Genomic DNA, 25,489 nt, shown 5'->3' on the forward strand with positions numbered 1-25,489 from the left:
TCCGGTTGAACGGGAAGCAAGATAATATCCGCGATGGTCCCTGGTCGTTCTGGCCGTAGTACGTATCTGAACTTAGGGACTCTCTTACCCTTGTGTCCTTCGATGAATAGCTCGAAAGACGCAATTCGCGTGGGTAGTCCATCGTCAGTGTCTACATCTATGGTGTCAGCAAGGAATATCTCCTTCGACCACAGCGACCATTCCGACCGCGGGGCCAGCTCGTAATCACCCAGGTGGGCAACGGTAACCAGGAACAGCTGTCCGTCCGTTCGTACAAGGAAACCGCTTCCATGACGCCACTGATCACTTGTTTCCGGGATGGCCGCCATAAGGGGGATCACTGTGCTTTCGAAGTCCACATTGGTGACCGTACCTGAATGACGGACCAGACACACGGTTGAGTCTTGTCCCCCTGCCCGCTACCGGGAACGTCAATTCTTGCCACGCTCAACGCCTTTAGCCGCCCCCGTTCGCGATTTCCTGGCTTTGGCCGCGCCATTTCCCATAGCCACCACTTGAACTCCTTTTGGACCCACGCGGACCGTTCTACGAATGCGACATGCAAAAGCACCGGGACCGCGAGCACATTGAGCCCAACATGGCCCCGCACGGCTGGTTTCCCGATGTGCGAGTTCCAGGAGAAGTAGCCCCCTCCAAAACCAAGTGACTCCTGACGCATGTGGACACCCAGTAGGACCAGGAGAAGGTTCATCACCGCCAAGTCGATACGTTCTTCCTTAGGTGTGACTGTTGGCTGTTGCAATAAGCTGGATGACCGCTTGAACCTTCTTCTTCAAGTCAAGTGGCCACAGCTCACCCCAATCTCGGGTCACAACTTTTGAAATCGCAACTTTACTGGGTTGCTTGACGCTTAGCCTCTCAGGCATCAATGGGTTTGACCACTGGCTTTGCTCCGACAACGAACGCTTCTTGGTGGAGGGATGGGCAGTGTGTATTGCGCGCGTAAGTAACTGCTCGGGGACATAGTTCTCGACCGTATAACCTGCAGTGACCCATGCCATGCCTGTTGATGGATCACTACTAAGGTCTTCTATGACCCGCTGCTTACTGGCGTTCAAACGTGTGCGGCTGCTTGTCTTGTCTGAGTCGATCAAAACCACCATGTACCTGTTTAGATTGCGCAGGGAGATAAATTCCTCAACTTCCTCAGCGTCAAGCGGCGACAGCGCGCTAAGCAGTGAGCCTCCATAAAACATGATGGAATAGTGGGTTCCCTCGACGAACCTGCCCGGAGCCAGTTTTTCGATCCAGTGCTTTAGATAAATTCGGTCAGAAGGTCCTTCTACCCAAAGGACTGCGTTGGTCTGCACAAGATCTGATGGGCGGTACCCGAGGTCTGCGCATACTGCAGCCCTATCACGTGCAGCACCTGCAAATCGTAGCCTTGAAGCTCCGTCCTCACGGGTCACGTGAAATATGCTGCCTATTTCAGAATCCAACATGTGGGCAGAATGGGTCGCGATGAAGTATTGATTTGTGGTTTTCAGCGCAAGATATCGCAGCAGCTTGCGCTGAAGGATTGGGTGAAGGTGAACCTCCGGCTCCTCAACGCACAAGATCGAGTCTCGGACGACGGTCGCAGCTGCTGCAATGATCACCACTTCATGTACGCCGGTCCCTAAATTCTCGATAGGAAGAGTGCGGCCACTCTGGGTGATGTGAATCGTTGACAAGTCATGGGGCACATCTATGGTGATCGATGGATCGTCGAGGACAGCGCGGACGAACTCTTGCACCTTAAGGAACACTTTCTTATCCTCCAGCCGATCCGTCGACGGATTCTGCAACTCAAGGAGGCGCCGCTTGATGCTCAAGCCGTTCAGATCAGGAGCTTGGCTGCTGTCATCAGAAATTGTCCTTACACCGCTAACGGTGTACGAGGAAGGAGGCATGGGGCGCTGCTTCACGATCCAGTCGAGAACGCGATAGGCATCGTCACCGGCATGCCCACCCGTAGTGCCCGTCAGGTGCCTGGATAGAGCCTGCGCCAGCTGGTGGTTCCCCAGGTTTCGTCCCATCTGCCTCAGGACCTCATGGTCCATGTCGCCGTGCCCAGAAATACCCAAACCCACCGCATCGGCAACACCGGGGAAGGCTATGCCCGGGAGAAAAAGAAATTGCCGCAGGTACTCGCGGACGTCGGCGGGCAGATTCTCCATGCCACTCCACGCGAGAACATCACTGATCCTATGTATTTCGGTCCTAACGAAGGCGTGTTCGGCATCTCCCAATGGGCGGTCCCACTTTGAGGCCGGCGCCTTCTCATCGGAGAACGTATTGGCAATGACCCGTAGAACGTTGGACTTACCGGTATTGTTCTGACCCGCGATGAGATTGACTCTCCTGAGCGGATAAAGATGCACCTCTTGGTCGGATGGGAAGCTCCGGTAGCCGCGGAAGTTAAATCCATTGATTAGCACGGTCCAATCATCGCCCATCGGCCAGCGATGCTTTCCCCGTTAGCAGTGAAGAGCTCCAGCAGGATTGTCCCTTGTCCCCGCGGTGGGAAGCGAACCCAATCGCGCGATTGCCGAAGCAACCTCGCCGAGAAGGCTTCTCAAGGGTTGGCTGTCAGGTTTGAATTTAAGACTATTCACTGGCCATCTGCACTAACTGCTTTTTGACCCTGTTCTGACACTTATTTCATCTTTACCTGACGTCAGGTTGGGGTGTGCCTCAACTTGACGAAACTTTGGGAGTTCCAAGTGTGGATCTGCTTCACAGACAGCAGCGCGTACGCATCGGCCGGGGATCGACCGCGGCCAGCAGCGCCAGAGCGTCGCGGTGACCAGCGCCGAAATCAGCCCGTCCTTGGTATCGGGGTCATCCCAGACGATGTCCGGTTTGCCGGTGCGGCTGTAGTCATACCCCGCAGGATGGGTCCCCCCAGGTCCTGCCCTCCGGCGACGTCACGGCCGAAGGCGGACCGCGGCGATAAGTTGCATGATGGTGTCCTGCCTCGCCCCCAGGTCATCCAGGACTGTTGAATCGACTGGCCGCCGGCGCTTGCCTTTCAGGATTCCGGTTTCCGCGACGACTTCGGCGATGGCCTCCATGATCCTTGCGGGTTGCCGGATGAGGCCAAGCGCCTGCGCCAATATGTCACCATGCTCGGGTGGAACGCGGCATCAGTCAACCCGTGTCCGCATGCGACCTTCCAGCGCAGATCGTACGTCAAAGCCTCGGCGGTCTCCCGGTCAGAGAGGCCCTGCAACGTCTGCAACACCAGCGCCGAACCGATCACCGCCGCCGAAACTGAAGGCCGGCCCCGCTGCGACGGGAAGAGGTCCTCCATCATCGAATCCGGAAATAATCGTTCCCGATGCCTGGCCAGAAAAGCGATGACGCTGCCCGGAGCCAATAACTCCGCGGCCAGCGCCTTCACATCCAAGTACCCGCGTTGCGCGTCCTTGCGTCCCTGCACATGTCCAGTCTTAACCACCAGCCGCACGAGTCCAGCCGACGCGCCCACCTGCGATTAATTCAGCAGTCTCCTAGTACACGGCTCCAACAAGGAAGCCCTGCACGTTTTTCCCGGCGGAACGTGCAGGGGCTTCCCTTTCAGCGTGACAACTCCCTGAGCTTGTGGGGGACAAGATGAAACTGCGGAACTGCTAGAAGAATGCTGTAAATGAGAGCATTAATTGCATTTACAGCATTCCTTGCTGGTCCTCGCTGTGCGGCTGATCTGTTCGAGCCTAGCTATTCCGCGCCTGTGCTCGTTGCTTGGAGACTCACTGGAGGTGCTGTTGGGCGCGCTGCGGCTAATTCCGAGAATGGCGGCAATCTCGTCGTTGGTGAATCCGCCGGCAGTTTTTAAGTCCGCAATGATGGCCTGCCGTTCCTCGATGGCCTCGGAAATCATGCGCTGGTCCTGATCCTTCTTTTCAACCGTGCCGGCCCAGCATTAGCCACCCGGTCAGCAGGCGGGGGCAATTTTCTGGGCCGCGCGTGGTGGCGTTGTCCTTACGAGCCCTCGAAGAACTCTGTTGGTCAGGCGGTGACCAGGTCCCGCCAGGGGACCAGATCCAGATTCCAGGCATCGCTGACTGACTTGTGGGCGACCTTGCCGTCGGCAATGTTTAGGCCCGCTGCCAGGGCCGGATCCTTCTCAAAGGCAGCCTTGACGCCCTGATTGGCCAACGCCACGGCATAACGAAGGGTGACGTTGGTCAGCGCGTACGTAGAGGTGTTCGGCACCGCGCCGGGCATATTGGCAACGCAGTAGAAGATGGTGTTATGGACCTTGTACGTGGGTTTCTCGTGCGTCGTGGCACGGGTGTCCTCGAAGCAGCCCCCCTGATCTACCGCGATATCGACCAGGACCGAGCCGGGCTTCATGCGGGCCACGAGATCGTTGGTGACCAGCTTAGGGGCTTTGGCGCCCGGAATCAGGACAGAACCGACTACGAGATCTGCATCGATAACCGACTTCTCTATCTCGTAGGCATTCGAAGCGACGGTCTTCAGGCGGCCCTGGTACAGGGCATCCAGCTCGCGCAACCGGCTAATGTTGATGTCCATGATGGTGACGTCAGCACCAAGGCCCAATGCCATGACGGCGGCGTTGGTGCCGGCAACGCCAGCACCAAGGACCACAACCTTGGCCGGACGAACGCCCGGCACACCCCCCAGCAGGACGCCCTTGCCACCCGCGGGAGCCATCAGCGACGAAGCGCCAACCACGATGGACAGGCGGCCCGCAACTTCTGACATCGGTGCCAGCAACGGAAGCGCGCGTCCGTCCTGCACCGTTTCATAGGCGATGGCCGTGACGCCGGAGTCGACCAGAGCGTTTGTGAGCTCGGGCTCGGCAGCGAGGTGCAGATAGGTGAAGAGGATCATACCCTTGCGGAAACGGTGGTATTCGGCCCTAATGGGTTCCTTGACCTTCAACACCATTTCCGCCCGGGCCCAGACATCATCAGCGTCCGCGACAATCTCGGCTCCGGCTACCGCATATTCCTCGTCCGAAATTCCCGACCCAATGCCCGCGCCGCGCTCCACTAGAACGGTGTGACCGTTGGCAACGAGCTCCTGAACGCCAGCCGCCGTAATCGCCACCCGGAACTCGTTGTTCTTGATCTCCTTTGGTACTGCAACAATCATGATCTGCCCTCTCGCAGAAGTCGGAATGGAATGTCAAAAAGGGTGGCAGTTTCAACCAGCTTGTGCGGCTAATATCGCAGAATCTGCACACCAAGAGTGCCGTCCCGGCATGACGGGATAAGGCGGAGTTTGATGCGCTGCCCTGTCGGGGTCCTGACCGAGCATGGTCCAACCATGTGCTGCTCGCCTAGCGCGCGACATTGCAAGGCTCTCCGCTAAATACCGATGTTCACAACGAGGATGACGAGTAATGCCCAGCTTCACCACATGATCTGCGGGTCGCCCCGCGGCCTCTTGGGTGACAGGGGTTCTGGTCAAAGATGAGGAAATTGCCCAACGACAAATTTGGTAAATAGACCAAACGCAGGTCCGCGCTCCCACACCTTGCGTAGCACGGATCAGTCGGGGATGTGTCCTTTGGTCATGACGACCACCGACACCACCCTGAGTCCCCGGACTAAGGGTCCCATAGGTTGCTTACGAGCAGAGCGTCTTGGTGTTCGGCGGCCAGTATCTGCTGCGCAAGGGTTTGGCTCATGCCAGATCCTCCTTCTTAGATGCCGGTTCCCGGCTGCCGTCTACGCGGCGGGCGATTCGCCAAGGGTTTTCGTCCAGGAGCGGCTGGGGCAGTTGGGATGAGGGGAAGGAGTCGTAGGCGACGGGGCGCATGAAGCGTTCGATTGCGCCGGTGCCAACCGAGGTGGTGCTCGCGGCAGTGGTTGCGGGGTATGGTCCTCCATGGTGCTGGGCGTAGGTGACGGTCACTCCGGTGGGCCAGGCATTCCAGACCAGGCGCCCGGACCGCTCCCGCAGGACTGTCAGCAGCCGGCCCAGGTCCTCGTCGGGCTCCCCGTGCACGGTCGCGGTCAGTTGCCCTTCCAGCAGGGCGGCGAGTTCGGCCAGGTCGGTATCCGCCGAGTACTGGATGACGAGGGTGGCGGGTCCGAACATTTCCTGTTCCAGCAGCTCGGGCTTTTCTTGCACAGCCTCTGCTGTTGTCATCAGCACGGTCGGGCGCGGCGCCTCGGCTTCATCCCCGGCCACGAGCACTTCAACGCCGCGGGCAGTCTGGACTGCTTTGAGCGCGGTATCGAACCCGTCCCGCAATTTGGGGCTGAGCAGGGGCGCGGTCTGCTTGGCCGCCAGTTCTTGCTGCAACAACCTGGCCATTTCCGCGGTGCTGCCGGCAGGGGCGAACAGCAGTCCGGGCTTCGTGCAGAACTGCCCCATTCCCATGGTGAACGATGCCGCATATCCGGCAAGGATCTGCTCCCTCCGGGCCGCCCATGCCTTTTCGGTGACAAAAACCGGGTTAATGCTGCCAAGTTCTCCGTAGAAGGGGATCGGTGTGGGCCGGTGGGAGGCACGGTCGAAGAGGGCACGCCCTCCTGCGGTGGAACCGGTGAACCCTACGGCCTTCACCAAGGGGTGCTCGACGAGGATCTCGGCAGCTTCCCTTCCCACCACTGTTGAGAACAATCCTTTGGGGGCACCTGCGCTGTTCAGGGCCTCCGTGACAATCTCACCGGTCCGGAGGGCGAGCCGAGGGTGGCCATCATGAATTTTGTGTACGACGGCGCACCCGGCGGCCAGGGCTGATGCGCTGTCTCCACCCATGACGCTGAACGCGAAGGGAAAGTTGCTGGCGCCAAAGACGGCGACCACACCCAGCGGAACGTTGACTCGCCGGATGTCCGGGCGCGGCCCCATTCCCCAGGAAGGATCGGAGCGGTCAATAGTGGCCCCCAGGTGTTCACCGCGGATTGTTTCATCTTTGAAGAGACGCAACTGGAAGACCGTGCGCCTCAGCTCAAAGCGAAGCCGCGCCTCATCCAGGTGCGTTTCAGCTTGGCCCAGACGAACGAGTTCGTCGGCGTGGCTCTCCAGACTGGACGCTATCGCCTCCAGCCAGTGCCCCCGCCCCGTTGGGCTCAGGTCACTTGCCTGTTCGAAGGCGAGGTGCGCGGCGGCTACCTGCGCATTTGCCTGCTCAGCTGTCGTTTTCAATCCTGTACTCCTTACTTGTCCTGGTGGGAGACGTCACGTCCGGACGTCGTACGATATTTCGACCTGTCGGTTAGATGGTTGTCGACGCCGGCACCGGCCCGGCCCGGCAAGAAAGGGAATGATGGCCCGCTTGACCCGGCAGTGGTCGCCGTCCCGGGCCGTTGGGAAGGATTTGACGCTTAGCGGTGTCCACCCCATCGGACCTCTAGATCCTGAACGACCGAGCCCAACACGAGCGTGTCGTTGACCGACAGTGCCTGCAGATCGTGGACGAACGCGTCGAAATTGGTTCGGCAGGCAGCGCCGCCGCTGGCGCGGAACCTGATCCACAGGTACAGCAGAGTGAAATCGCCTTCTTCCAAGCTGCTTTGGACCGTCTCCCGTATGTCATTAACGTCCATCGCGTTCTCTCTTGGTGCCCTTTTCGTCGTCGGGTAACAATCGCAGCCAATGCCCGGCTGCCGGGGGCGCCCCAGGATTGCTCCGGTCTTCTGGCGCGGGTGTCCGTGCCGCAGCCCTGGGGTTGCGGCTACTACACTTCTGGTGCGCCGTCGGCATTCGGACGCATCACGAGCTGGGGTTTGCCGTCCGGTCGCCAGGAACAGAACTGTTCGGATGGGCCCCTAATCTCCGCGTGCCAAACCTCACTATTTTCGTGGCTTCAAACCGCTGCCCTCTGGGAATTGCTTAAGGCCGCACTCCCCTCCTATGTCTGAGATTCTTACTCCTTGGATTTCCGAAGGTCTGTCGGCGTTCGAGTTCCGGCCGGGCCGCCGGTGGTTTCACCAATCTTGGTGTTCGCGGGTCAGCCCGAAGGGCACAGCATCACTGAGAGCTACCGTGAAGGATTCACGGTCATGTCGTGTGACCAGGATGCCCCGACGCCCTTCCTCCATTGCCCTTGTCCTGACGACGGCCACGGCTTCATCGAGCCGCTTTTCCATGGTGGCACGGTCAGTCACCGTGACTGGGATTTTAAGGTCTATTGCGGTTTCCATGACTCCAGCCCTTTCGTTGCTCGATTGTGTAATCGCTCAGCGGTTCGCGCGCGGCACCCGGCCCTCGTACTCCTCGCGGAGTACCCAGTAGAAGCCGCGGTACGTGCTGTCGACGGTCTCGACGGGCAGGCTCGGATCGGCAGGATCGGCGGCGTCGATCGCCCCGCCGGCCCCGATCCGGTCGCCCGCGAACAGCACACTCCTGTCCATCGAGATGGCTTTCAAGTTATGGCTTGGGGCGCTCGTCGGTCTTCAGACAAAGCGCACAACCTCCGCCCGTACCCCCGTACCGATGGATGGGGCGAATCCTGACCCCCGTCAGGCCTTGACCCGCTCCCAGAGATCTAGCCAGGCCTGGCGGTCGACGTAGCCATTCCTTCGCCTGGAGCGGAGCCGCCTCGATGAAGAGCAGCTTCTCCTGCCGGAGGGCCCGCACGCGATCAGGTTCTCGCTCCGCCGCACCCATTCCAGGGTCCGCAGGAACGATGTTGTTGCCGCCGGGAGGGTGGAGAGGGCTTCGTCCCAGACGTCGAAGGTCTTCCCGGTGGGGAAGCCTGCGCGTTTGCGCCGGGTGGCCAGCATCGACTTGTTCCGGCCGGTGGCTTCGGCTTCGAGCAGGACGCGGATGACTTCGGTGGGATCCCAGCGTTGGGCTTTCGCGGTGGCCAGGACGTCGGCGACGACGTCGCATCCGGGTGGCGCGTATCAGTGCGATCACGTTCTCTATTGCCGGGTCTGATAGCACAGGCTGGGGGCAAGGACTGTCGGGAGTCTACGGCCCCGGCCGCCATTCCAACCGGCGCCCCGACTGCCGTCCCGTGAGCGCCGAGTCCGGTCGACGTGGTGCCGTCGCGCGGATTCAGTTGTTCATAGCAGACTCATCGACGGTGGAATCGCAGCGTCGTGGGCGGGGCCCGGCGCCCGCAGCCCCCATCCGTCAGCACGGGGGGAGCACCGGACAATTCGCGTGTTTGTCTGAAGACCCGTCCCTCCGCCGAATCCTAGACTCTTGGATGAGCGCAGGAACGTGCGCCCAACGATGCGCGAGGAGACGTTGTGGAGAAGAAGGTTCTGGTCACCGGAGGACGGCGGGGGATCGGTCGGGCGGTGTGCGAGAAGTTCCGCGACAACGGCTATGAGGTCGTGGTCTGGGACATCGGCGACACGGACATCCCCGGTGTCCGCTCCATGCGCGTCGACGTGACCGACGAGGCCGACGTCGCTCGCGCAATGGCCGAGGTCGGTGGGATCGACGTCCTCGTCGCGAACGCCGGTGTGAACCAGGCGGGCGACCTGCTCAGCACGCCGACCGAGGCCCGCGATCGCCTGTTCGACGTCAACGTCGACGGCGTGTGGAACACCTGCCGCGCGGCCGTTGCCGGCATGGTGGAGCGCGGCGGCGGCACGATCGTCGTCACGGCATCGGTCGGCGCCTTCATCGGCTTCGCGCAGAACACCGTCTACAACATGACGAAGTCGGCGCTCATGGGTCTCGTGCGCGGCACCGCGATCGACTTCGGTCGCAAGGGGATCCGCATTAACGCGGTGTGCCCCGGCCTCACCGAGACCGAGATGGGCCTCACCACCATTCACGAGAAGGAGGATCCCGAGACGTTCCGCGAGGCCTACGGCCTCATGGGCCGCCCGGGCAAGCCCGCTGAGATCGCCGAGGCCGTCTACTTCCTCGGCTCGCCGGCCAGCTCCTACGTGCACGGCACCTCGCTGATCGTCGACGGGGGCCAGAGTGCCCGCTGACCAGCCCGCCGGGCGCCCGCTGCGCGTCGGCATCGTCGGACTCGGGTTCGGCGTGAGCCACCACCTGCCGGCCTGGATGGCCGCGGGCGCCGAGGTGGTCGCGCTGTGCTCCGCCCGCCCGGGGCGCGGCGCCGAGGTCGCCAAGGCGAAGGGCATAGCCCAGGGCTACGACGACTGGCGCGTCATGTACGAGCGGGCCGACCTCGACGTCGTGGTCGTCGCGACCCGGCCGGATCAGCACGCGGAGCCCGTGATCGCGGCCCTCGAGCGCGGGCTGCACGTCGTCTGCGAGAAGCCGATGAGCGCGAGCCTCGACGACGCCGAGCGGATGGCCGCGGCCGCCGAGCGGGCCGGCGGGGTCAGCGCGATCGACTTCGAGTTCCGGCTCTCGGGCCCCCGGATCGCGCTCAAGCGCGCGGTCGAGGCCGGCCGGATCGGCGAGGTGCGCAGCTTCCAGTGGAACGTCCGGTACTCCTCGGTCGGGCGCTTCGAGTCCGTGCCGCACGGCTGGCTGTGGGAGCCGGCGGCCGGCGGCCTGCTGCTCGCCCTCGGCTCGCACCATTTCGACACCGTGCGCTGGATCGCTGGGCCCTTCGCCGACGACGCCGCCGCGACCCGGTGGGCCGCGGTGCCGCGGCACTCCGGGATCGGCACGGGGGCGGACGACGCCTTCACTCTCACGGCCGGGCTCGCCGGCGGCGGGGGAGCGAGCGTCTCGTTCACCCCGAGCCACGGCTTCTTCGAGAGCGTCGCGGCGGTCGTCGGCACCGAGGGCACCCTGCTGCTCGACGACGTCGCCCAGACGGTCGAGCTGCACGACGGCTCCAGGCTGACCACCGTCTTCGACGACGCGACCGAGCCCGCCATCGGCGGCCCCGACGACCTCGTGCCGCGGGTCGCGCGCTTCGCCCGGCTCTTCATCGACGCGGTGCACGGCACCCGTTCCCCCGATCTCGCCACATTCCGGGACGGCGTCGAGATCCAGTACGTGCTGGATCGGGCGACGTCCCACACCGAGTTCCCCGTCCGCGGACTTCAGCGGACCAGATCAGACCATGGAGGTCACAGATGAGTAACGTCAGGATCGGCATCGACGTCGGTGGCACCTTCACCGACGTGGTGCTCCTCGAAGAGGAGACCGCCGAGATCCACCTCACGAAGGTGCCGTCTACCCCGTCGAACCCGTCGATCGGGCTGCTGAACGGCGTCGACCGCATCCTCAAGCTAACGGGCCACGGCATGGAGGACGTCGAAGCCCTCGTGCACGGCACCACGGTGGTCACGAACCTGCTGCTCGAGCGCAAGGGTTCCCCGACCGCGCTGATCACGACGCGCGGCTTCAAAGACGTGCTCGAGATCGGCCGGCAGAAGCGGCCCAAGCTCTACGACCTGTTCCAGGACAAACCGCAGATCCTCGTCCCGGGCCGCTGGCGCTGGGAGGTCACGGAGCGCGTCGACGCCGACGGCAGCGTGCGCGTCCCGCTCGCTGACGACGAGGTCATCGAGCTCGCGCGCCGCGCGGTGTCCGAGGGCGTCGAGTCGATCGCGATCGTGCTGCTGCACTCCTACGTGAACCCGGAGCACGAGCGCCGCGTCGCCGAGCTCGTCAAGTCGGTCAGCGCCGAGATCCACGTCTCGCTGTCGAGCGACGTCAGCCCCGAGTTCCGCGAGTTCGAGCGCACGAGCACCACGGTGGCGAACGCCTACGCGATGCCGCGGGTGGCGCGCTACATGTCCGACGTGCAGAAGGGGCTCGCGAGCCGCAACTCGAACGCCTCGTTCCACGTCATCCAGTCGAACGGCGGCATCGTCACCCCCGAGCTGGTCGAGGAGCGCCCGGTCACCACGGCGCTGTCCGGCCCGAGCGGCGGCGTGATCGGCAGCGCCTTCACGGCTGGCCTCGCGGGCGAGCCCAACCTCATCACGATGGACATGGGCGGCACCTCGTGCGACGTCTCGCTGATCGTCGGCGGCGAGCCCCGCATGACGGTCGAGGGCACGATCGACGGCCGCCCGCTGCGCGTCCGCATGGTCGACATCCACACGGTCGGCGCCGGCGGAGGCTCCATCGGCTGGGTCGACTCGGGTGGCGCGCTCCGCGTCGGACCCGAGAGCGCCGGCGCGATGCCCGGCCCGGCCTGCTACGGCCACGGCGGCACCAACGCGACCGTCACTGACGCGAACCTCGTGCTCGGCCGCATCGAGGCCGGCACGTTCCTTGGCGGCCGCATGGCCCTCGACACGGCCGCCGCGAACGCCGCGGTCGACGCGCTCGCCGCGGAGCTCGGCATGAGCCGCGAGGAGACGGCTCTCGGCATCATCCGCATCGCGGAGGCCAGCATGCTGAACGCGGTCCGCATGGTCTCGCTGCAGCGCGGCTTCGATCCCCGCACCTTCACGCTCATGGCGTTCGGCGGCGCGGGCCCGCTGCACTCGGCGACCATGGCGCGCGAGCTCGGGATCCCCCGCGTGCTCGTGCCGCTCGGCTCCTCGGCGCTGTCGGCGCTCGGCTGTCTCGTGGCCGACATCCGCCACGACTTCTCGCTGTCGCGCCGCTTCATCAGCGACGCCGTCGACCTCGCCGCGCTGAACGCGACCTTCGAGGATCTCGAGGCCGAGGGCGGCCAGGCGCTCACCGCGCAGGCGGTCCCCGAGGATGGCCAGGTCGTGAAGCGGCACGCCGACATGCGCTACTTCGGTCAGGCCTACGAGCTCACGGTCGACCTGCCAGGCGGCGTCATCACCGAGGAGAACTTCGCCGAGTTGCTGACCGCGTTCCACGACGCGCACAAGCGCACCTACGGCCATAGCGCCCCCGGCGAGCCGGTCGAGATCGTGAACGTGCGCGCCACCGCGCTCGGCCCGGTTGCACCGCCCGTGATCCCCGAGACCGTCGGCGGCACCGCCCCCGAGGCTGCGGCTCGGATCGCCGAGCGCGAGATCTCCTTCGAGGACGGGAGCCACACGGCGACGATCTGGAAGCGCGAGCTGCTGCGCGGCGGCAACGTCGTGAGCGGCCCGGCCCTCATCGAGGCCGACGACACCTCGGTGCTCGTGCCCCCGGGGGACGTCGTGAACATCGACGGCTACGGCAACCTCATCATCCACATCAATGCGGAAGGAAACTGACGTGACGAACATCATCGACACCGTCACCACCGAAGTCGTGCACGCGGCGCTCGTCGCGATCACGGAGGAGATGCAGGCGACGCTCCAGCGCTCGGCCTACTCGGTCGTGATCCGCGAGGCGGCCGACTGCTCGGCGGCGCTCTACGACGTCACCGGCCAGCTCATCGCGCAGTCCGAGTCGATCCCGGCCCACCTCGGCTTCGCCGGCGGGGCACTGCGCTCGGTGCTCGGCGGGAAGTTCCCGCTCGAAAAGATGCGCGATGGCGACTCGATCATCTTCAACGACCCCTACGCGGGCGGCAGCCACCTGCCCGACATCGCGCTCTTCACCCCCGTCTACTTCGAGGGCGAGCCAGTGGCCTTCTCGGTCACGGTCGCGCACCACCTCGACGTGGGCGGCCGCGCGCCCGGCTCGATCGGCAACGACGTGACCGAGATCTACCAGGAAGGCGTGCGCCTCCCGCCGCTCATCTACGAACGGAACGGCGAGCTCAACGACACCCTCGTCGACCTGCTGCGCACCAACACCCGTCAGGCCGACAAGCTGTTCGGCGACCTGCGCGCGCAGCTCGCCGCGAACAAGACCGGCCTGCGCCGCGTGCAGGAGCTCTGCGCCCGCTACGGCACCGACGTCGTGACCCAGGTCGCCCAGGACCGCCTCGAGTACACGGAGCGCCGCCTGCGCGCCTGCATCGAGGAGATCCCCGACGGCGAGTACTTCGCCGAGGGCTACCTCGACGAGGACGGCATCGACCGCGAGACCAAGGTCTGGCTGCGCTGCACGGTGAAGGTGAAGGGCAGTGACATGGTGTTCGACTTCGCCGGCACCTCGCCGCAGTGCCGCGGCCCGTTCAACGCGGTCCCCGCGGCGATCAGCGCGGCCGCGTTCCTCATCACGAAGTGCGTGACCGATCCCGACATCCCGCAGAACGAGGGCGCGTTCCGCCCGGTGACGGTGCTCACGCCCCTCGGCAGCGCGGTGAACCCCGAGTTCCCCGCCCCGTGCGGCGCCCGCCACATCACGGTGATGCGCGCCTCCGACGTGCTGCTCTCGGCCTTCGCAAAGGCGCTGCCCGGTCGGATCCCCGCGCAGTCGAACGCGCACACCACCGCGCTGTCCATCTCGGGCGTCAACCCCGAGACCGATCGCTTCGGCGTCTACTTCGACCTGCTCGGCGGCCCCATCGGCGCCCGCCCGAACAAGGACGGGCTCGACGCGGTCGACGATTACGTCGGCAACGTCATGAACGTGCCGGTCGAGGCGGCCGAGATCGAGTACCCGATGCGGTTCTCGGAGTACAGCCTGATCCCGGACTCCGGCGGCCCCGGAACCCACCGCGGCGGCCTCGCGTTCCGACGGGTCTACGAGATCACCGCCGACGGCCAGGCGCTCACGCTCCGCTCCGACGGCGAGGAGCACCGCCCGCAGGGCCTCGAGGGCGGCGGCTCCGGTGCGGCCGGCGACAAGTGGCTCGTGCGCGACGGGGAGCGCAGCAAGCTCTACCAGAAGCAGACCGGCTTCGCCCTGCAGAAGGGCGACGTCTTCGCGGTCGACACCCCGGGCTCCGGCGGCTACGGCGACCCGCTGAAGCGTCCCGTCGAACGTGTGGTCGAGGACGTAGCGAACGGCAGCGTCTCGGTGGCCGCGGCCTGGGAGTCGTACGGCGTGAAGTTCGACCCCGAGTCGCACGCGGTGCTCGAGATCTCGGCCGAGCGCGGGGGATCCGGCGATGCCTGAGTCGGCCGGCACCCGCCCGGTGGTTGTGTTCACGGACCGCGAGCACGACGACCTGGCCATCGAGCGCGCGATCCTCGCGGAGATCGACGCCGAAGTCATCGACCTGAACGGCGACCTCGACGGCTTCGCCGAGGTCGCCGCCAGGGCCGACGCCGTGTGCAACCAGTACACGGACCTCGGTCCCGACCGGATCGCGCAGCTCGGCGAGAAGTGCGGCGTGATCTCGCACTACGGGATCGGGGTGAACCGCATCGACGTCGAGGCGGCCACCGCGCGCGGCATCTTCGTCGCTAACGCGCCCACGTACTGCACGGAGGAGGTGGCCTACCACGCGGTCGCGCTGCTGCTCTCGCTCGAGCGGGCCATCGTCCCCTACGAGCGGCAGTACCGCGAGGATCACCGCTGGAGCTACCACACCGAGTACACGCTGCACCGGATCTCGACGCGCACGCTCGGGCTCGTCGGCTACGGCAGGACCGCGCGCGAGGTCGCGCGGATCGGCCGGGCGCTCGGCTACGGGATCCTCGCCTACGACCCGGTGCTGAGCGCCGAGTTCATCCAGGCGGAGGGCGCGACCCCGGTGGCGACCGTCGGCGAGCTCTTCGAGCGCTCCGACGCGGTGTCGCTGCACGTGCCCCTGACCCCCGAGACCCGGAACATGGTGAACGACGAGGTGCTGTCGCGGGCCCGCCCGGGCCTCCGACTCGTCAACACATCGCGCGGCGCCGTCATCGACGAGGCCGCGCTGCGGACGCACCTGGAGTCCGGTCGCGTGATCGCCGGCCTCGACGTCATCGCGAACGAGCCGCCGTCCTTCGACGACCCGATCCTCTCGGCGCCGGGCACCGTGACCACGCCGCACGTCGCCTTCTACTCGGAGGAGGCGTACATGGAGCTGCGGGAGACCGTGGCCCGCAACGTCGTGGCGTTCATCAGGACGGGCGCCCCGTTCCATTCCGTCAACCGGGTCGCCGAGCCGGCGACCACCAAGCAGTAGGCCCCGCCCGGGGCCGCCAAGCAGTAGGGAGAGACAGATGTTTGAGGCCCGCAGCCTCCTCAAGGAGCTCGGATACGTCAGCGGAGACGCGTACGATCTGCCGAGCAGCCAGAAGCGCTTCAAGGACGGGGCACAGTACCGCGTCGAGCTGGCCAGCATCGAGGGGCCGGCCGCGGTCGACGCCTCGCTCGAGGCGCTCGCCAAGGCCGGGCTCACCGCCCACCGCCTGAGCCAAGGCTCCGGCCTGCAGATGAGCACCGACGTCGAGCTCGTGCGCATGCTCGACGCGTGCCGCTCGGCCGGAGTCGAGCTCAGTTCGTTCCCCGGGCCCCGCGGCACGTGGACCCCGTCGCCGAGCCACTTCACCAGTACCATGCACAACCTCGCCTACCAGGCCGAGGGCATGGACCGGGTGGTGCACGTGCTCGAGGACGTGGCCCGCGGCCTCGAGCTCGGCGTCCGCGGCCTCACCATCGCGGACCGCGGCGTGATCCGCGTGCTGAACGAAGGCCGCAAGCGAGGCATCGTGCCCGCCGACCTCGTGATGAAGGCGTCGGCCATGGCCGGCCTCGGCTCGAACCCGCTCTCGGCGCTCGAGGCCGAGGAGATCGGCGTCGACTCGCTGAACGTGCCGACCGCGCTCTCGCTGCCCCAGCTGGCCGCGATCCGTGCGGCGGTCGACGTGCCGATCGACCTGTACGTCGAGGCGCCGGACTCGTTCGGCGGCTTCATCCGCACCTACGAGATCCCGGAGATCATCCGCGTCGCGGCCCCGGTCGTGATCAAGGTCGGGCTCCGCAACGCGCCGGATCTCTACCCCTCGGGCATCCACCTCGAGCAGGAGGCGGTCAACGCCGCGCTCGAGAAGGTGCACCGTCTCGAGACGATCAAGCGCGTGATCGACCGCTACTACCCGGAGGCCGTGGCCTCGCAGGCGGGTGCCGAGGACCTCGGCATCCCGCAGCCGGTGCTGTAACCGAGGGACATCAGGAGACGGACACGAGCCGCATCGCCGCCCCGATTCGGTCCGCGGCCAGCATTCGGCTAGGCGCGGACCGAATCGGCATGTTACGATGGAGGATTTGAGGGTGCACGTGCGCCCGAAGGAGAACGCAATGCTCGGACAGCAGGCATGAGACTCGGCGACCTCTACGCGCTGCATAGCCTCGGACTCGTCCGGGTCTCTGGCAGCCCGGCGACCCTGAACCGGCCCGTCAAGTGGAGCCACGTCGGCGAGGTGATGGCGGGGGATCCCTGGCTCACGGGCGACGAAGTGCTGCTCATCACGGGCAGGGACCAGCACGAGGGCTTCGACTGGGACGCCTACGTGCGCCACCTCGTCGACTCCAACTGCACGGCCATCGGCTACGGCGTCGGGATCCACCACGACGAGATCCCCGAGGGGCTCATCGAGACGGCGAGGCGCTACGACTTTCCGGTCTTCCGGGTGCCGGAGGCGCTGCCGTTCATCGCCATCACCCGGGCGGTCTTCGACGCGGTCTACCGCGAGAAGTACGCGGCATTGCGCGATGCCATCAGCTTGAACCGCAAGCTCCTGCCGCTCGTCGTCGAGCAGCAGGATCCGCGGCACATCCTGCAGCTCATCGGCGGGGCGCTGCACCGGCCGAAGCTCGCGCTCTTCGACTACTACGGGCGGCCGCTCGCGTGGTCGGGCGTCTACGAGGAGGACGCGCGCGCCATGTGGGGCCACGTGCGGGCGCACTGGCCGGCGCGGTCGTCCATCAGCTACCCCGAGAACGGCAACCACTACTCGGTCGTGCCGATCCCAGGGAAGGACGAGACGGTCGCGTTCCTCGTGAGCATCACGAGCGAGGAGCCGGACGAGCGTTACGTGCTCGTGATGGAGCAGGGGCTCACGGTGCTCGGGCTCGTGCTCGCACAGCTGACCTCGGTGCGCGAGGAGCGCCGCGCGCGCGTAGGGCAGCTGCTCACGGCGGTCGTCGAGCACAAGCTCGACGACGAGGCGGCCGCAGTCGAGTTCTCGGCGATGGGGATTCGGGAGATCGCGACGCACCAGGTGCTCTCGTGCCGGCAGCTCGCGGAGGGCACCAGGGATCCCGGCGACCTGGTGTCGAACGTCGAAGATCTCGCCGTCGGCCTCGGCGCGCAGCAGTACATCGGCTGGGTCGAGGATCAGCTCGTGGTGCTCCTCGTCGACCCGCAGCCGGCCGCGGCCGAGACGCTGTGGAACGTGCTGCGGGCGCGCGGCTGGGAGGCGACGGTCGGGCGCAGTGAGACGCGCGACGGGCTGCAGCGGCTCGATGAGTCCGTCTTCGAGGCACGCACCGCGGCGCTCGACGGGCGGCGCGGCGTCGCCCAGGGTGGCACGCTGGCGATCGACGCCCTCATCGGCCAGATCGCGACGGCGAATGGCGTCGAGGCGTTCCTCGCGCAGACCTTCGGCGAGATGACTGACACCGAGCGGAACGAGGCGTTCTTCGAGACGCTCGAGGTCTACCTGCGGCACGGCGGCCGCCCCGGCCCGACCGCCGAGGAGCTGCACGTGCACCGGCAGACGCTGGCCTACCGCATCGACCGGATCCAGCAGTTGACCGGGCGCAACCTGCGCAACGGCCCGGACATGCTCGACCTCCTGCTCGCGCTGAAGCTGCGTCAGCAGCTGCGCCTGCCGCGCCGCTCGCGCTGAAGCTGCGCCTGCCGCGTCCCGCCGCCGACCCCGCGAGTAGCCAGCCCCGCGCCCGGGTCCGCGGCCCGCCCCGGTCGCTTGTCTGGGGCGGGCGGCCGAAGTTCTTGCGTTTGGCTGACGATCCGCATCCTGCGCCGCGCCTAGCTTTAAGGGCAGGCCACCTCTCGAAAGGAAGAAGCAAATGTTGGATTTCAAGACCGGGCTGCTGCGCTACGGCGTGCGGCGGGACCTTCCGTTCCCGGTTGCAGAGTACGAGCGCCGGATCGCCGCCGTGCGCGGCGAGATGCGCAAGCGCGGGATCGACCTGCTGATCGTGCACCAGACGGCGAGCTGGTGCTGGCTGACGGGCTACGACAGCACGATGCCGTCGTGCTACGGCGTCGGCCTGCTGCCGCTCGAGGGCGCGCCGGCGACGCACACGGCCGAGCTCGAGGTGCCCTGCGTGCTGCGCAACTCGATCGTCGAGGACATCGAGGTCTACGACACGAACAACGACACGACGACGGCCGAGCAGCTCGCCGACGTGCTGCTCGAGCGCGGCTACGACGGCAAGACCATCGGCATCGAGCTGGGCTACTCCGACACCTTCGCAATCGGCGCCTACGACACCCGCAGCTACCTCATGCTCACGAGCAAGCTGCCCCGGGCGACGTTCGTCGACACGACCGAGCTCGTGCTCGACCTGCGGGTCGTGAAGACGCCGCTCGAGCTCGCGCAGATGCGCAAGGCGGGCGAGCTGACCATGCTCGGCATCGAGGCGTCGCTCGACGCCACGCACGCCGGCACTACGGATAACGTGATCGTCGCGGCGGGCTACCAGGCGATGATCGCGAACGGCAGCGAGCTGCCCTCGATCGACGGCATGATCATGGCGGGATCCCGGGCCGGCCTCGGCCCTCACATGGTGTTCAAGCGGGAGCAGATCAATGCCGGCGACACCGTGTTCTTCGAGTACACGGGCACCCACAACCGCTACAACGCGCCCATGCAGCGCGCCGCGGTGATCGGGCAGCCCCCGCGGCAGGTGCGCAAGATCGCCGACGCCTCGCTCGACACCCTCGACGCGCTCATCGAGAACATCAAGCCGGGCAAGACGGGCGACGACATCGCGCAGATCGCGATGAAGCACCTGCGGCCCGCGCTCAACGAAGCCTGGTTCCACGGCGTGCTTGGCTACTCGATCGGCCTCGGCATGCAGCCCACCTGGACGGAGTCGCCGACATACATCTACGAGGGCGCCGAGCGGGTGCTGCAGCCCGGCATGACCTTCCACCTGCCGATTTGTATCTTCGTGCCCGGCCTGCACGGCGTCGGCTTCAGCGAGAGCGTCGCCGTCACCGAGACCGGCTGCGAGGTACTGACCCCCGGCAGGCACCGCGAGCTCGTGATCCGCTAGTCGCGAGCGTCCGCCGGAACAAGAACGGCCCCCTCGAGAGGCGGTTTCTAGGCGTCGTTGCAACACCTGTTGGTTAGGGGTTAGTAGTAAATCACGTAAACGCTCGGCTGGAGTTTTCCAGCCGAGCGTCTTGCGTGGGCGGCCGTTGAGCTTCTGAGCGACGTGTTCGAGGTCTTCGGGCACTCCCTGGTTGTACTCGACTACTGGTCCGTCGGGGTAGACGCGTAGATTTGATGACTTCCGGATTCCTTGGTCCCAGTCCTGGCTGTGCGAATGTTTCACGCCCACAGACCTCGATGCTTCACTCCGGGACAGGCCCGATTTACGCAGCCGGAAGAACTTTTTTCCCGGGTGCGATCCGGTACCAGGGATCCCCTGGCTCCTTAAGCCGGCCCTTCTCACCCAGCCAGCGCATGTGTTGAGCCCGAGTTCCCTGGCTGCCGCCGTCGTGCTCCTGAGGCGACCAAAAGCCCGCGAAGAACGCCTGCTTCTTGTCATGGTCAGACCGATTCGGACCTGACGAAACACCGCTTAACGAGACACGGTCGTTGCAACTCCCAAAAATTCTGGGTGTTGCAACGACCGCTAGAACCCAAATAGCCCAGTGGGCCGTTCGTCGTCCGCCCGGCGGGCGCCCCGCGTCAAAGCTTCGCCATGGTCTCTTTGATCGCGGAGCGCAGGATCCCGCCCATCTCGGCAAAGTCGGCCGGCCCCATGGTGAGCGGCGGCGCGAGCTGGATCACCGGGTTGCCGCGGTCGTCGCCGCGGCAGTGCAGACCGGCCTCGTACAGCGCGGGGTTCAGAATCACGCGGAGCAGCCGGTCCGACTCTTCGTCGGTGAAGGTCTCGCGGGTCGCCTTGTTCTTCACGAGCTCGATCGCGAAGAAGTAGCCGTCGCCGCGCACGTCGCCGACGATGTCGAGGTCGAGCAGCTTCTCGAGCTCTGCCCGGAACAGCGGGCTGTTCTCGCGCACCCGGCCGTTGAGGTCCTCCTCCTCGAAGATGTCGAGGTTCGCAAGCGCAGCGGACGCGGCTGCCGGGTGACCGGCGAAGGTGAAGCCGTGGTAGAACGTGTTCTCGACCGTAGCGAACGGCTCGGAGACTCGGTCGCTCACGAGCATGGCGCCGAGTGGCACGTAGCCCGAGGTGATGCCTTTCGCCGAGGTGATGATGTCGGGCTCGTAGCCGAGCGCCTTCGCCGCGAAGAAGTCACCGATGCGGCCGTAGGCGCAGATGACCTCGTCGCTGACGAGCAGCACGTCGTAGCGGTCGCAGATCTCGCGCACGCTGGCGAAGTAGCTGGGGGGCGCGGTGAAGCAACCGCCCGAGTTCTGCACCGGCTCGAGGAACACCGCGGCGACCGTCTCGGGCCCCTCGAAGAGGATCGCCTCCTCGATGCGGTTCGCCGCCCACTGGCCGAAGGCCTCGAGGTCGTCGGCGGGGGCGCCCATCTCGGCCGCGCGGTAGAAGTTCGTGTTCGGCACGCGGTGCGCGCCGGGCACGAGCGGCTCGTACATCGCCTTGAGGCCCGGGATCCCCGTGATGGCCAGCGCGCCGTGCGAGGTGCCGTGGTACGAGGTCGCGCGCGACAGCACCTTGTGCTTCATCGGCCTGCCCTGGATCTTCCAGAACTGCTTCGCGAGCTTGAACGCCGACTCGACGGCCTCGCCGCCGCCCGAGGTGAAGAACACCTTGTTCATCCGGCCCGGGGCGTAGGAGGAGAGGCGCTCCGAGAGCTCGATCGCCGCGGGGTGGGCGTACGACCACAGCGGCATGAAGTCGAGCTGCCGCAGCTGCGCGGCGGCGGCCTCGATGATGCGCTCGCGGCCGTGGCCGGCGTTCACCACGAAGAGGCCGGAGAGCCCGTCGATGATGCGCCGCCCCGAGGCCTCGTAGAGGTAGTGCCCCTCGGCGCGCGTGATGACGGGGATACCGTCGTCGAGCACCTGCTGGTTGGTGAACGACGGCCAGAGGTGCTTCCGCGCCGTGGCCTGGAGTTTCGCGGCGTCCACCGCCGCTGTTGGATCGAATGACATGTGAGTCATGTTATGGATCCGCGAAGCGGGCCGTCTTCAGACAAAGCGCTGAACCTCCGCCGCCCGATCCGTACCGACGGATGGGGGACGGCACGAGAGGTTCTGCTCTTTGTCTGAAGAGTGCCGAACACCGCCCGCTTAGCATGCTGTGGAAGCACTCAACGAAGAGGAACAGGAGCTCGACATGCATCGTCTCAAGCCGCCCACCGCCTACGCGTCGTTCGTGTCGAGGGCGGCCGCGCCCGACATCAGCCGCAAGCAGTTCCTACGCGGGGTCGCGGGCGTCGGCGCCGGGATCGCGGTCAGCAGCCTGCTCACGGCGTGCGGCGACAGGGGCTCTGAGACGCCAGACGCGAAGATCCGCTCGATCGCCGACCTCGGGAAGGTCGGTGGGGACCTCGGCGTCGCGACCTTCGACGGCCTGCAGGGCGGCGACGCGATCAAGCCCTGGCTCGCGAAGAACAAGGTGACCCTGCAGTTCCAGGCTATCAACTCCCAGCAGGAGGTCACGGCGAAGCTCAAGGGTGCGGGGGCCAAGACGCTCGACGTCGTCGAGTACTCGCCGCTCGAGGGCAACAGCTACGTCGACCTGAAGATCCCGTGCTTCCTGGAGCTCGACTGGTTCCCGAACGGGCACCTGATCCGATCGGAGTTCACGGATCTCTTCAGACAGCCCGACGGCTCGGTGAGCGCGATCCCGTTCATGTTCGGCGCCAGCCCGTGCAACTACCGGCCCGACAGGGTCGAGACGATCCAGAGCTGGCATGACCTGCTCGACTCGAAGTTCAAGAACCGGATCACCCTCATCGACGACGCGCTCTCGAACGTGTCGACGGCCGCCCTCGCGCTCGGTCACGAGGACACCTCGAAGCTGACGCCGGCCCAGCTGAAGGAGGTTGGCGACTTCCTGCGCGGCCTCGTGGGCCAGGCCCGCACGATCGCGCCGAGCTACGGCGACATGCTGCAGCTGCTCACTTCGGGCGAGGTCTACGCGACGTTCAGCGGCTGGAGTGCGATGGACGTGTTCGCGGCCCAGCAGAACGCGGTCGTGCGCTCTGCCTACCCGAAGGAGAAGGTGATGGGCACGGTCGACGCGCACCTGATCCCGACGACGGCGTCGAACCCCGGCACGGCCGCGGCCTTCATCAACCAGTTCATCGAGCCCGAGATGCAGCGCTACGTCGCGACCGCGCTCGGCGGAGGATCCGTGCGCACGGACTCGGCCGAGGTGCTGAAGGGCGAGGAGGGTCTGGTGTTCGACCCGAACAATCTGGACCAGCTGTTCAAGGAGAAGCTGCTCTTTATCGAGGCGGCTCCGCTCCAGGCGAAGGACGGCTACGTCGACCGCCAGGCCTGGCTAGATCTCTGGGAGCGGGTCAAGGCCTGACGGGGGTCAGGATTCGCCCCATCCATCGGTACGGGGGTACGGGCGGAGGTTGTGCGCTTTGTCTGAAGACCGACGAGCGCCCCAAGCTATAACTTGAAAGCCATCTCGATGAACAGGAGTCACCATGCACCGCCAGAAGCCACCCACCGCGTACGCGTCGTTCCTGTCAGGAACCCCCGACCTCAGCCGGAAGCAGTTCCTGCGCGGCGTCGCGGGCGTCGGCGCCGGCGTGGCCGTCAGCAGCCTGCTCGCCGCGTGCAGCACCGGCGGAGGCACGGCCGCCGGCGGCAGCGTCGACCCCAAGATCACCTCCATCAAGGATCTCGGGAAGGTCGGCGGCGACCTCGGCGTCGCGACCTACGAGGGCTTCGAGGGCGGCGCCGCGATCAAGCCCTGGCTCGCGGCGAACGGCGTCCAGCTCCAGTTCCAGTCGATCAACTCGCAGCAGGAGGCGACCGCCATGCTGAAGGGTGCGGGCTCGAGGAGCATCGACGCGGTCGAGCTCGCCCTGCTCGAGGGCAACAGCTACGTGGACCTCAAGATCCCGTACTACGTCGAGCAGAGCTGGTTCCCGAACGGGCACCTGATCCGCCCGGTGTTCGCCGACATGTTCACGCAGCCGGACGGCTCGCTGAGCGCCATCCCGTTCATCTGGGGCGCGAACCCGTGCAACTATCGCGCGGACAAAATGGACGCAATCGGGAGCTGGCACGACCTGCTCGACCCGAAGCTCAAGGGGCGCATCACCCTCATCGACGACGCGCTCGCCAACGTCGCGACGGGCGCGCTCGCGCTCGGCCACCAGGATCCCTCGAAGCTGACCAGCGCGCAGCTCGATGAGGTCGGCGGCTTCCTGCGCAAGCTCGTCGATCAGGCCAGAACGGTCGCGCCGAGCTACGGCGACATGCTCGAACTGCTCGTCTCGGGCGAGGCCTACGCCGGTTTCTGCGGGTGGAGCGCGCTCGACCTGCGGGCGAAGGAGAAGGGCGTCGACGTGCGCTCGGCCTACCCCAAGGAGAAGGTGATGGGCGTCGTCGACTCGTTCGCGATCCCGCGCGGCGCCCCGAACAAGGGCACGGCGGCCGCCTACATCAATGAGTTCCTGTCGCCCGAGATGCAGCGCTACGTCGCGACCGACCTCGCGGCCGGTCCCGTGGTGGCGAACGCCGCCGAGGTGCTGAAGGGCGAGAAGAACCTCACCTTCGATCCCGACAAGCTCGACGAGCTCATCAAGGAGAAGCTGCTGTTCATCAAGGCTGCGCCGCTCACTAAGGAGGGCGACTACGTCACCCGCCAGGACTGGCTCGACCTCTGGGAGAAGGTCAAGGCCTGACGGCCGAGGGCCGGTGACGGAGACGTACTGATGAAGAGACTTATAGGCGCGCCGGGAGGCGGCGCGAGGCAGGTCCTCCTGGTCCTGCCGATGACGGCGCTGATCGTCGCCGTGCTGTTCGTGCCGGCGGGCATGGGGCTGTGGAAGTCGTTCCAGTCGAGCAGCATCTACCAGCTCGAGACGACGTTCAGCCTGGCGAACTACACCGAGTTGCTCGGCGACCCCGTGTTCTGGTCGGCCGTGCAAACCTCGGTGTTCATCGGCCTGATGACCGCGCTCGTGACGGTGGTGCTCGGCTACTGGCTCGCGCACTTCATGCGCTTCACCCGGCCGGCTTCGGCTCCGGTCATCTTCTCGGCGCTGCTCGTCGCGCTGATCGGCGGCTACCTCGTGCGCATCTACGCGTGGCGCACCCTTCTCGGCGACTCCGGCGTGATCAACACCGCACTGATGGGCCTCGGCATCGTCAAGGAGCCGCTCGGCGGCCTGCTGTTCTCGCCGTTCGCGATCTTCGTCGCGCTCGGCTCGATCTACCTGCCGTACGCCGCGCTGCTCATCTCCGCGGGCCTCGGAGGCGTCGGCGCCGACGAGATCGAGGCCGCTCGGGATCTCGGCGCGAGCCGATTCCGGACCTACCGCGGAATCGTCGTACCGATGGCCGGGCGTTCGATGTTCCAGGCCTTCATCCTGATCTTCCTGCTAAGCGCCTCGGACTACGTGATCCCGCAGCTCGTCGGCGGGCCGCGCACGCAGATGGTGGGCTCGGTCATTTACACGGCACTCGTGAGCGGCGGCAACGCCGGCCAGGGCGCGGCGATCGCGTTCCTCTCGATGCTGCTGTTCGGGGCGATCATCGGTCTGGTCTGGTTCGCCGCCAGGGGGATCGGCCTGATTCCGAAGGCGGTGGCGGGATGA

21 protein-coding genes and 1 pseudogene are annotated in these 25,489 nt (G+C 65.8%); 11 read left to right on the forward strand and 11 right to left on the reverse strand.

Annotated features, from left to right (window positions below; genetic code table 11):
* Nucleotides 1-737: 737 nt before the first annotated feature.
* From V9L18_RS14630 to V9L18_RS14670, 9 genes are all read right to left on the reverse strand, one after another.
* Nucleotides 738-2,459 carry an AAA family ATPase gene (locus tag V9L18_RS14630; RefSeq protein WP_337347895.1) on the reverse strand — a complete coding sequence of 574 codons (1,722 nt, stop codon included), beginning with the start codon at nucleotides 2,457-2,459 and terminating at the stop codon, nucleotides 738-740.
* A gap of 575 nt (nucleotides 2,460-3,034) precedes the next feature.
* Nucleotides 3,035-3,445: a transposase gene (locus V9L18_RS14635; protein WP_337347896.1), complete on the reverse strand. Its 411-nt coding sequence runs from the start codon at nucleotides 3,443-3,445 to the stop codon at nucleotides 3,035-3,037.
* Nucleotides 3,446-3,661: 216 nt separating this feature from the next.
* Nucleotides 3,662-3,886, reverse strand: coding sequence for a hypothetical protein (locus tag V9L18_RS14640; RefSeq protein ID WP_337347897.1), 225 nt, complete (start codon nucleotides 3,884-3,886; stop codon nucleotides 3,662-3,664).
* A 128-nt stretch (nucleotides 3,887-4,014) separates the two neighbouring features.
* Complete coding sequence (gene ald, locus V9L18_RS14645; RefSeq protein WP_337347898.1) at nucleotides 4,015-5,130, reverse strand: alanine dehydrogenase; 1,116 nt, start codon at nucleotides 5,128-5,130, stop codon at nucleotides 4,015-4,017.
* A gap of 534 nt (nucleotides 5,131-5,664) precedes the next feature.
* Entirely contained in the window at nucleotides 5,665-7,137 is a 1,473-nt protein-coding gene (locus tag V9L18_RS14650) for an aldehyde dehydrogenase (NADP(+)) (protein WP_337347899.1), read from the reverse strand.
* 179 nt (nucleotides 7,138-7,316) lie between these two features.
* Nucleotides 7,317-7,538, reverse strand: coding sequence for a hypothetical protein (locus V9L18_RS14655; protein WP_337347900.1), 222 nt, complete (start codon nucleotides 7,536-7,538; stop codon nucleotides 7,317-7,319).
* Between the two features lie 381 nt (nucleotides 7,539-7,919).
* Nucleotides 7,920-8,135: a hypothetical protein gene (locus tag V9L18_RS14660; RefSeq protein WP_337347901.1), complete on the reverse strand. Its 216-nt coding sequence runs from the start codon at nucleotides 8,133-8,135 to the stop codon at nucleotides 7,920-7,922.
* Between the two features lie 36 nt (nucleotides 8,136-8,171).
* On the reverse strand, nucleotides 8,172-8,360 hold the full coding sequence (locus tag V9L18_RS14665) for a hypothetical protein (RefSeq protein ID WP_337347902.1): 189 nt from the start codon (nucleotides 8,358-8,360) through the stop codon (nucleotides 8,172-8,174).
* 93 nt (nucleotides 8,361-8,453) lie between these two features.
* Nucleotides 8,454-8,804: an ATP-binding protein gene (locus V9L18_RS14670; protein WP_337347996.1), complete on the reverse strand. Its 351-nt coding sequence runs from the start codon at nucleotides 8,802-8,804 to the stop codon at nucleotides 8,454-8,456.
* Nucleotides 8,805-9,191: 387 nt separating this feature from the next.
* Between V9L18_RS14670 and V9L18_RS14675 the strand changes: the two genes are divergently transcribed.
* The 8 genes from V9L18_RS14675 (at nucleotide 9,192) to V9L18_RS14710 (ending at nucleotide 19,818) form a co-directional block, all read left to right on the forward strand.
* Nucleotides 9,192-9,890: an SDR family NAD(P)-dependent oxidoreductase gene (locus V9L18_RS14675; RefSeq protein ID WP_337347903.1), complete on the forward strand. Its 699-nt coding sequence runs from the start codon at nucleotides 9,192-9,194 to the stop codon at nucleotides 9,888-9,890.
* Complete coding sequence (locus V9L18_RS14680) at nucleotides 9,880-10,962, forward strand: Gfo/Idh/MocA family protein (RefSeq protein WP_337347904.1); 1,083 nt, start codon at nucleotides 9,880-9,882, stop codon at nucleotides 10,960-10,962. Before V9L18_RS14675 ends, V9L18_RS14680 begins: the two co-directional genes overlap by 11 nt.
* On the forward strand, nucleotides 10,959-13,019 hold the full coding sequence (locus V9L18_RS14685) for a hydantoinase/oxoprolinase family protein (protein ID WP_337347905.1): 2,061 nt from the start codon (nucleotides 10,959-10,961) through the stop codon (nucleotides 13,017-13,019). The genes V9L18_RS14680 and V9L18_RS14685 overlap by 4 nt, the downstream gene beginning before the upstream one ends.
* Before the next feature lies 1 nt (nucleotide 13,020).
* Nucleotides 13,021-14,757, forward strand: coding sequence for a hydantoinase B/oxoprolinase family protein (locus tag V9L18_RS14690; protein WP_337347906.1), 1,737 nt, complete (start codon nucleotides 13,021-13,023; stop codon nucleotides 14,755-14,757).
* On the forward strand, nucleotides 14,750-15,754 hold the full coding sequence (locus V9L18_RS14695; RefSeq protein ID WP_337347907.1) for a C-terminal binding protein: 1,005 nt from the start codon (nucleotides 14,750-14,752) through the stop codon (nucleotides 15,752-15,754). The genes V9L18_RS14690 and V9L18_RS14695 overlap by 8 nt, the downstream gene beginning before the upstream one ends.
* Nucleotides 15,755-15,791: 37 nt before the next feature.
* Nucleotides 15,792-16,730 (forward strand): hypothetical protein, encoded by a 939-nt coding sequence (locus tag V9L18_RS14700; protein WP_337347908.1) that lies wholly within the window; start codon nucleotides 15,792-15,794, stop codon nucleotides 16,728-16,730.
* A gap of 156 nt (nucleotides 16,731-16,886) precedes the next feature.
* A complete protein-coding gene (locus V9L18_RS14705) occupies nucleotides 16,887-18,422 on the forward strand; it encodes a PucR family transcriptional regulator (protein ID WP_337347909.1) in 1,536 nt (511 codons plus the stop codon).
* Between the two features lie 181 nt (nucleotides 18,423-18,603).
* A complete protein-coding gene (locus V9L18_RS14710) occupies nucleotides 18,604-19,818 on the forward strand; it encodes a M24 family metallopeptidase (protein ID WP_337347910.1) in 1,215 nt (404 codons plus the stop codon).
* 78 nt (nucleotides 19,819-19,896) lie between these two features.
* Here V9L18_RS14710 and V9L18_RS22075 read toward each other — a convergent pair.
* Both V9L18_RS22075 and V9L18_RS14715 read right to left on the reverse strand, forming a co-directional pair.
* A pseudogene (locus V9L18_RS22075) lies at nucleotides 19,897-20,076 on the reverse strand (IS30 family transposase); the annotation flags it as partial.
* A 383-nt stretch (nucleotides 20,077-20,459) separates the two neighbouring features.
* Entirely contained in the window at nucleotides 20,460-21,854 is a 1,395-nt protein-coding gene (locus V9L18_RS14715) for an aspartate aminotransferase family protein (protein WP_337347911.1), read from the reverse strand.
* Nucleotides 21,855-22,002: 148 nt separating this feature from the next.
* Here V9L18_RS14715 and V9L18_RS14720 point away from each other — a divergent pair, with 148 nt between their 5' ends.
* The 3 genes from V9L18_RS14720 to V9L18_RS14730 all read left to right on the forward strand — a co-directional run bounded on the left by V9L18_RS14720 (nucleotide 22,003) and on the right by V9L18_RS14730 (nucleotide 25,489).
* Nucleotides 22,003-23,241: an ABC transporter substrate-binding protein gene (locus V9L18_RS14720; protein WP_337347912.1), complete on the forward strand. Its 1,239-nt coding sequence runs from the start codon at nucleotides 22,003-22,005 to the stop codon at nucleotides 23,239-23,241.
* 124 nt (nucleotides 23,242-23,365) lie between these two features.
* Nucleotides 23,366-24,574 carry an ABC transporter substrate-binding protein gene (locus V9L18_RS14725; protein WP_337347913.1) on the forward strand — a complete coding sequence of 403 codons (1,209 nt, stop codon included), beginning with the start codon at nucleotides 23,366-23,368 and terminating at the stop codon, nucleotides 24,572-24,574.
* Between the two features lie 90 nt (nucleotides 24,575-24,664).
* Complete coding sequence (locus tag V9L18_RS14730) at nucleotides 24,665-25,489, forward strand: ABC transporter permease (RefSeq protein WP_337347914.1); 825 nt, start codon at nucleotides 24,665-24,667, stop codon at nucleotides 25,487-25,489.

The organism is Pseudarthrobacter sp. CCNWLW217, from assembly GCF_037203985.1.
Classification (GTDB): Bacteria; Actinomycetota; Actinomycetes; order Actinomycetales; family Micrococcaceae; genus Arthrobacter.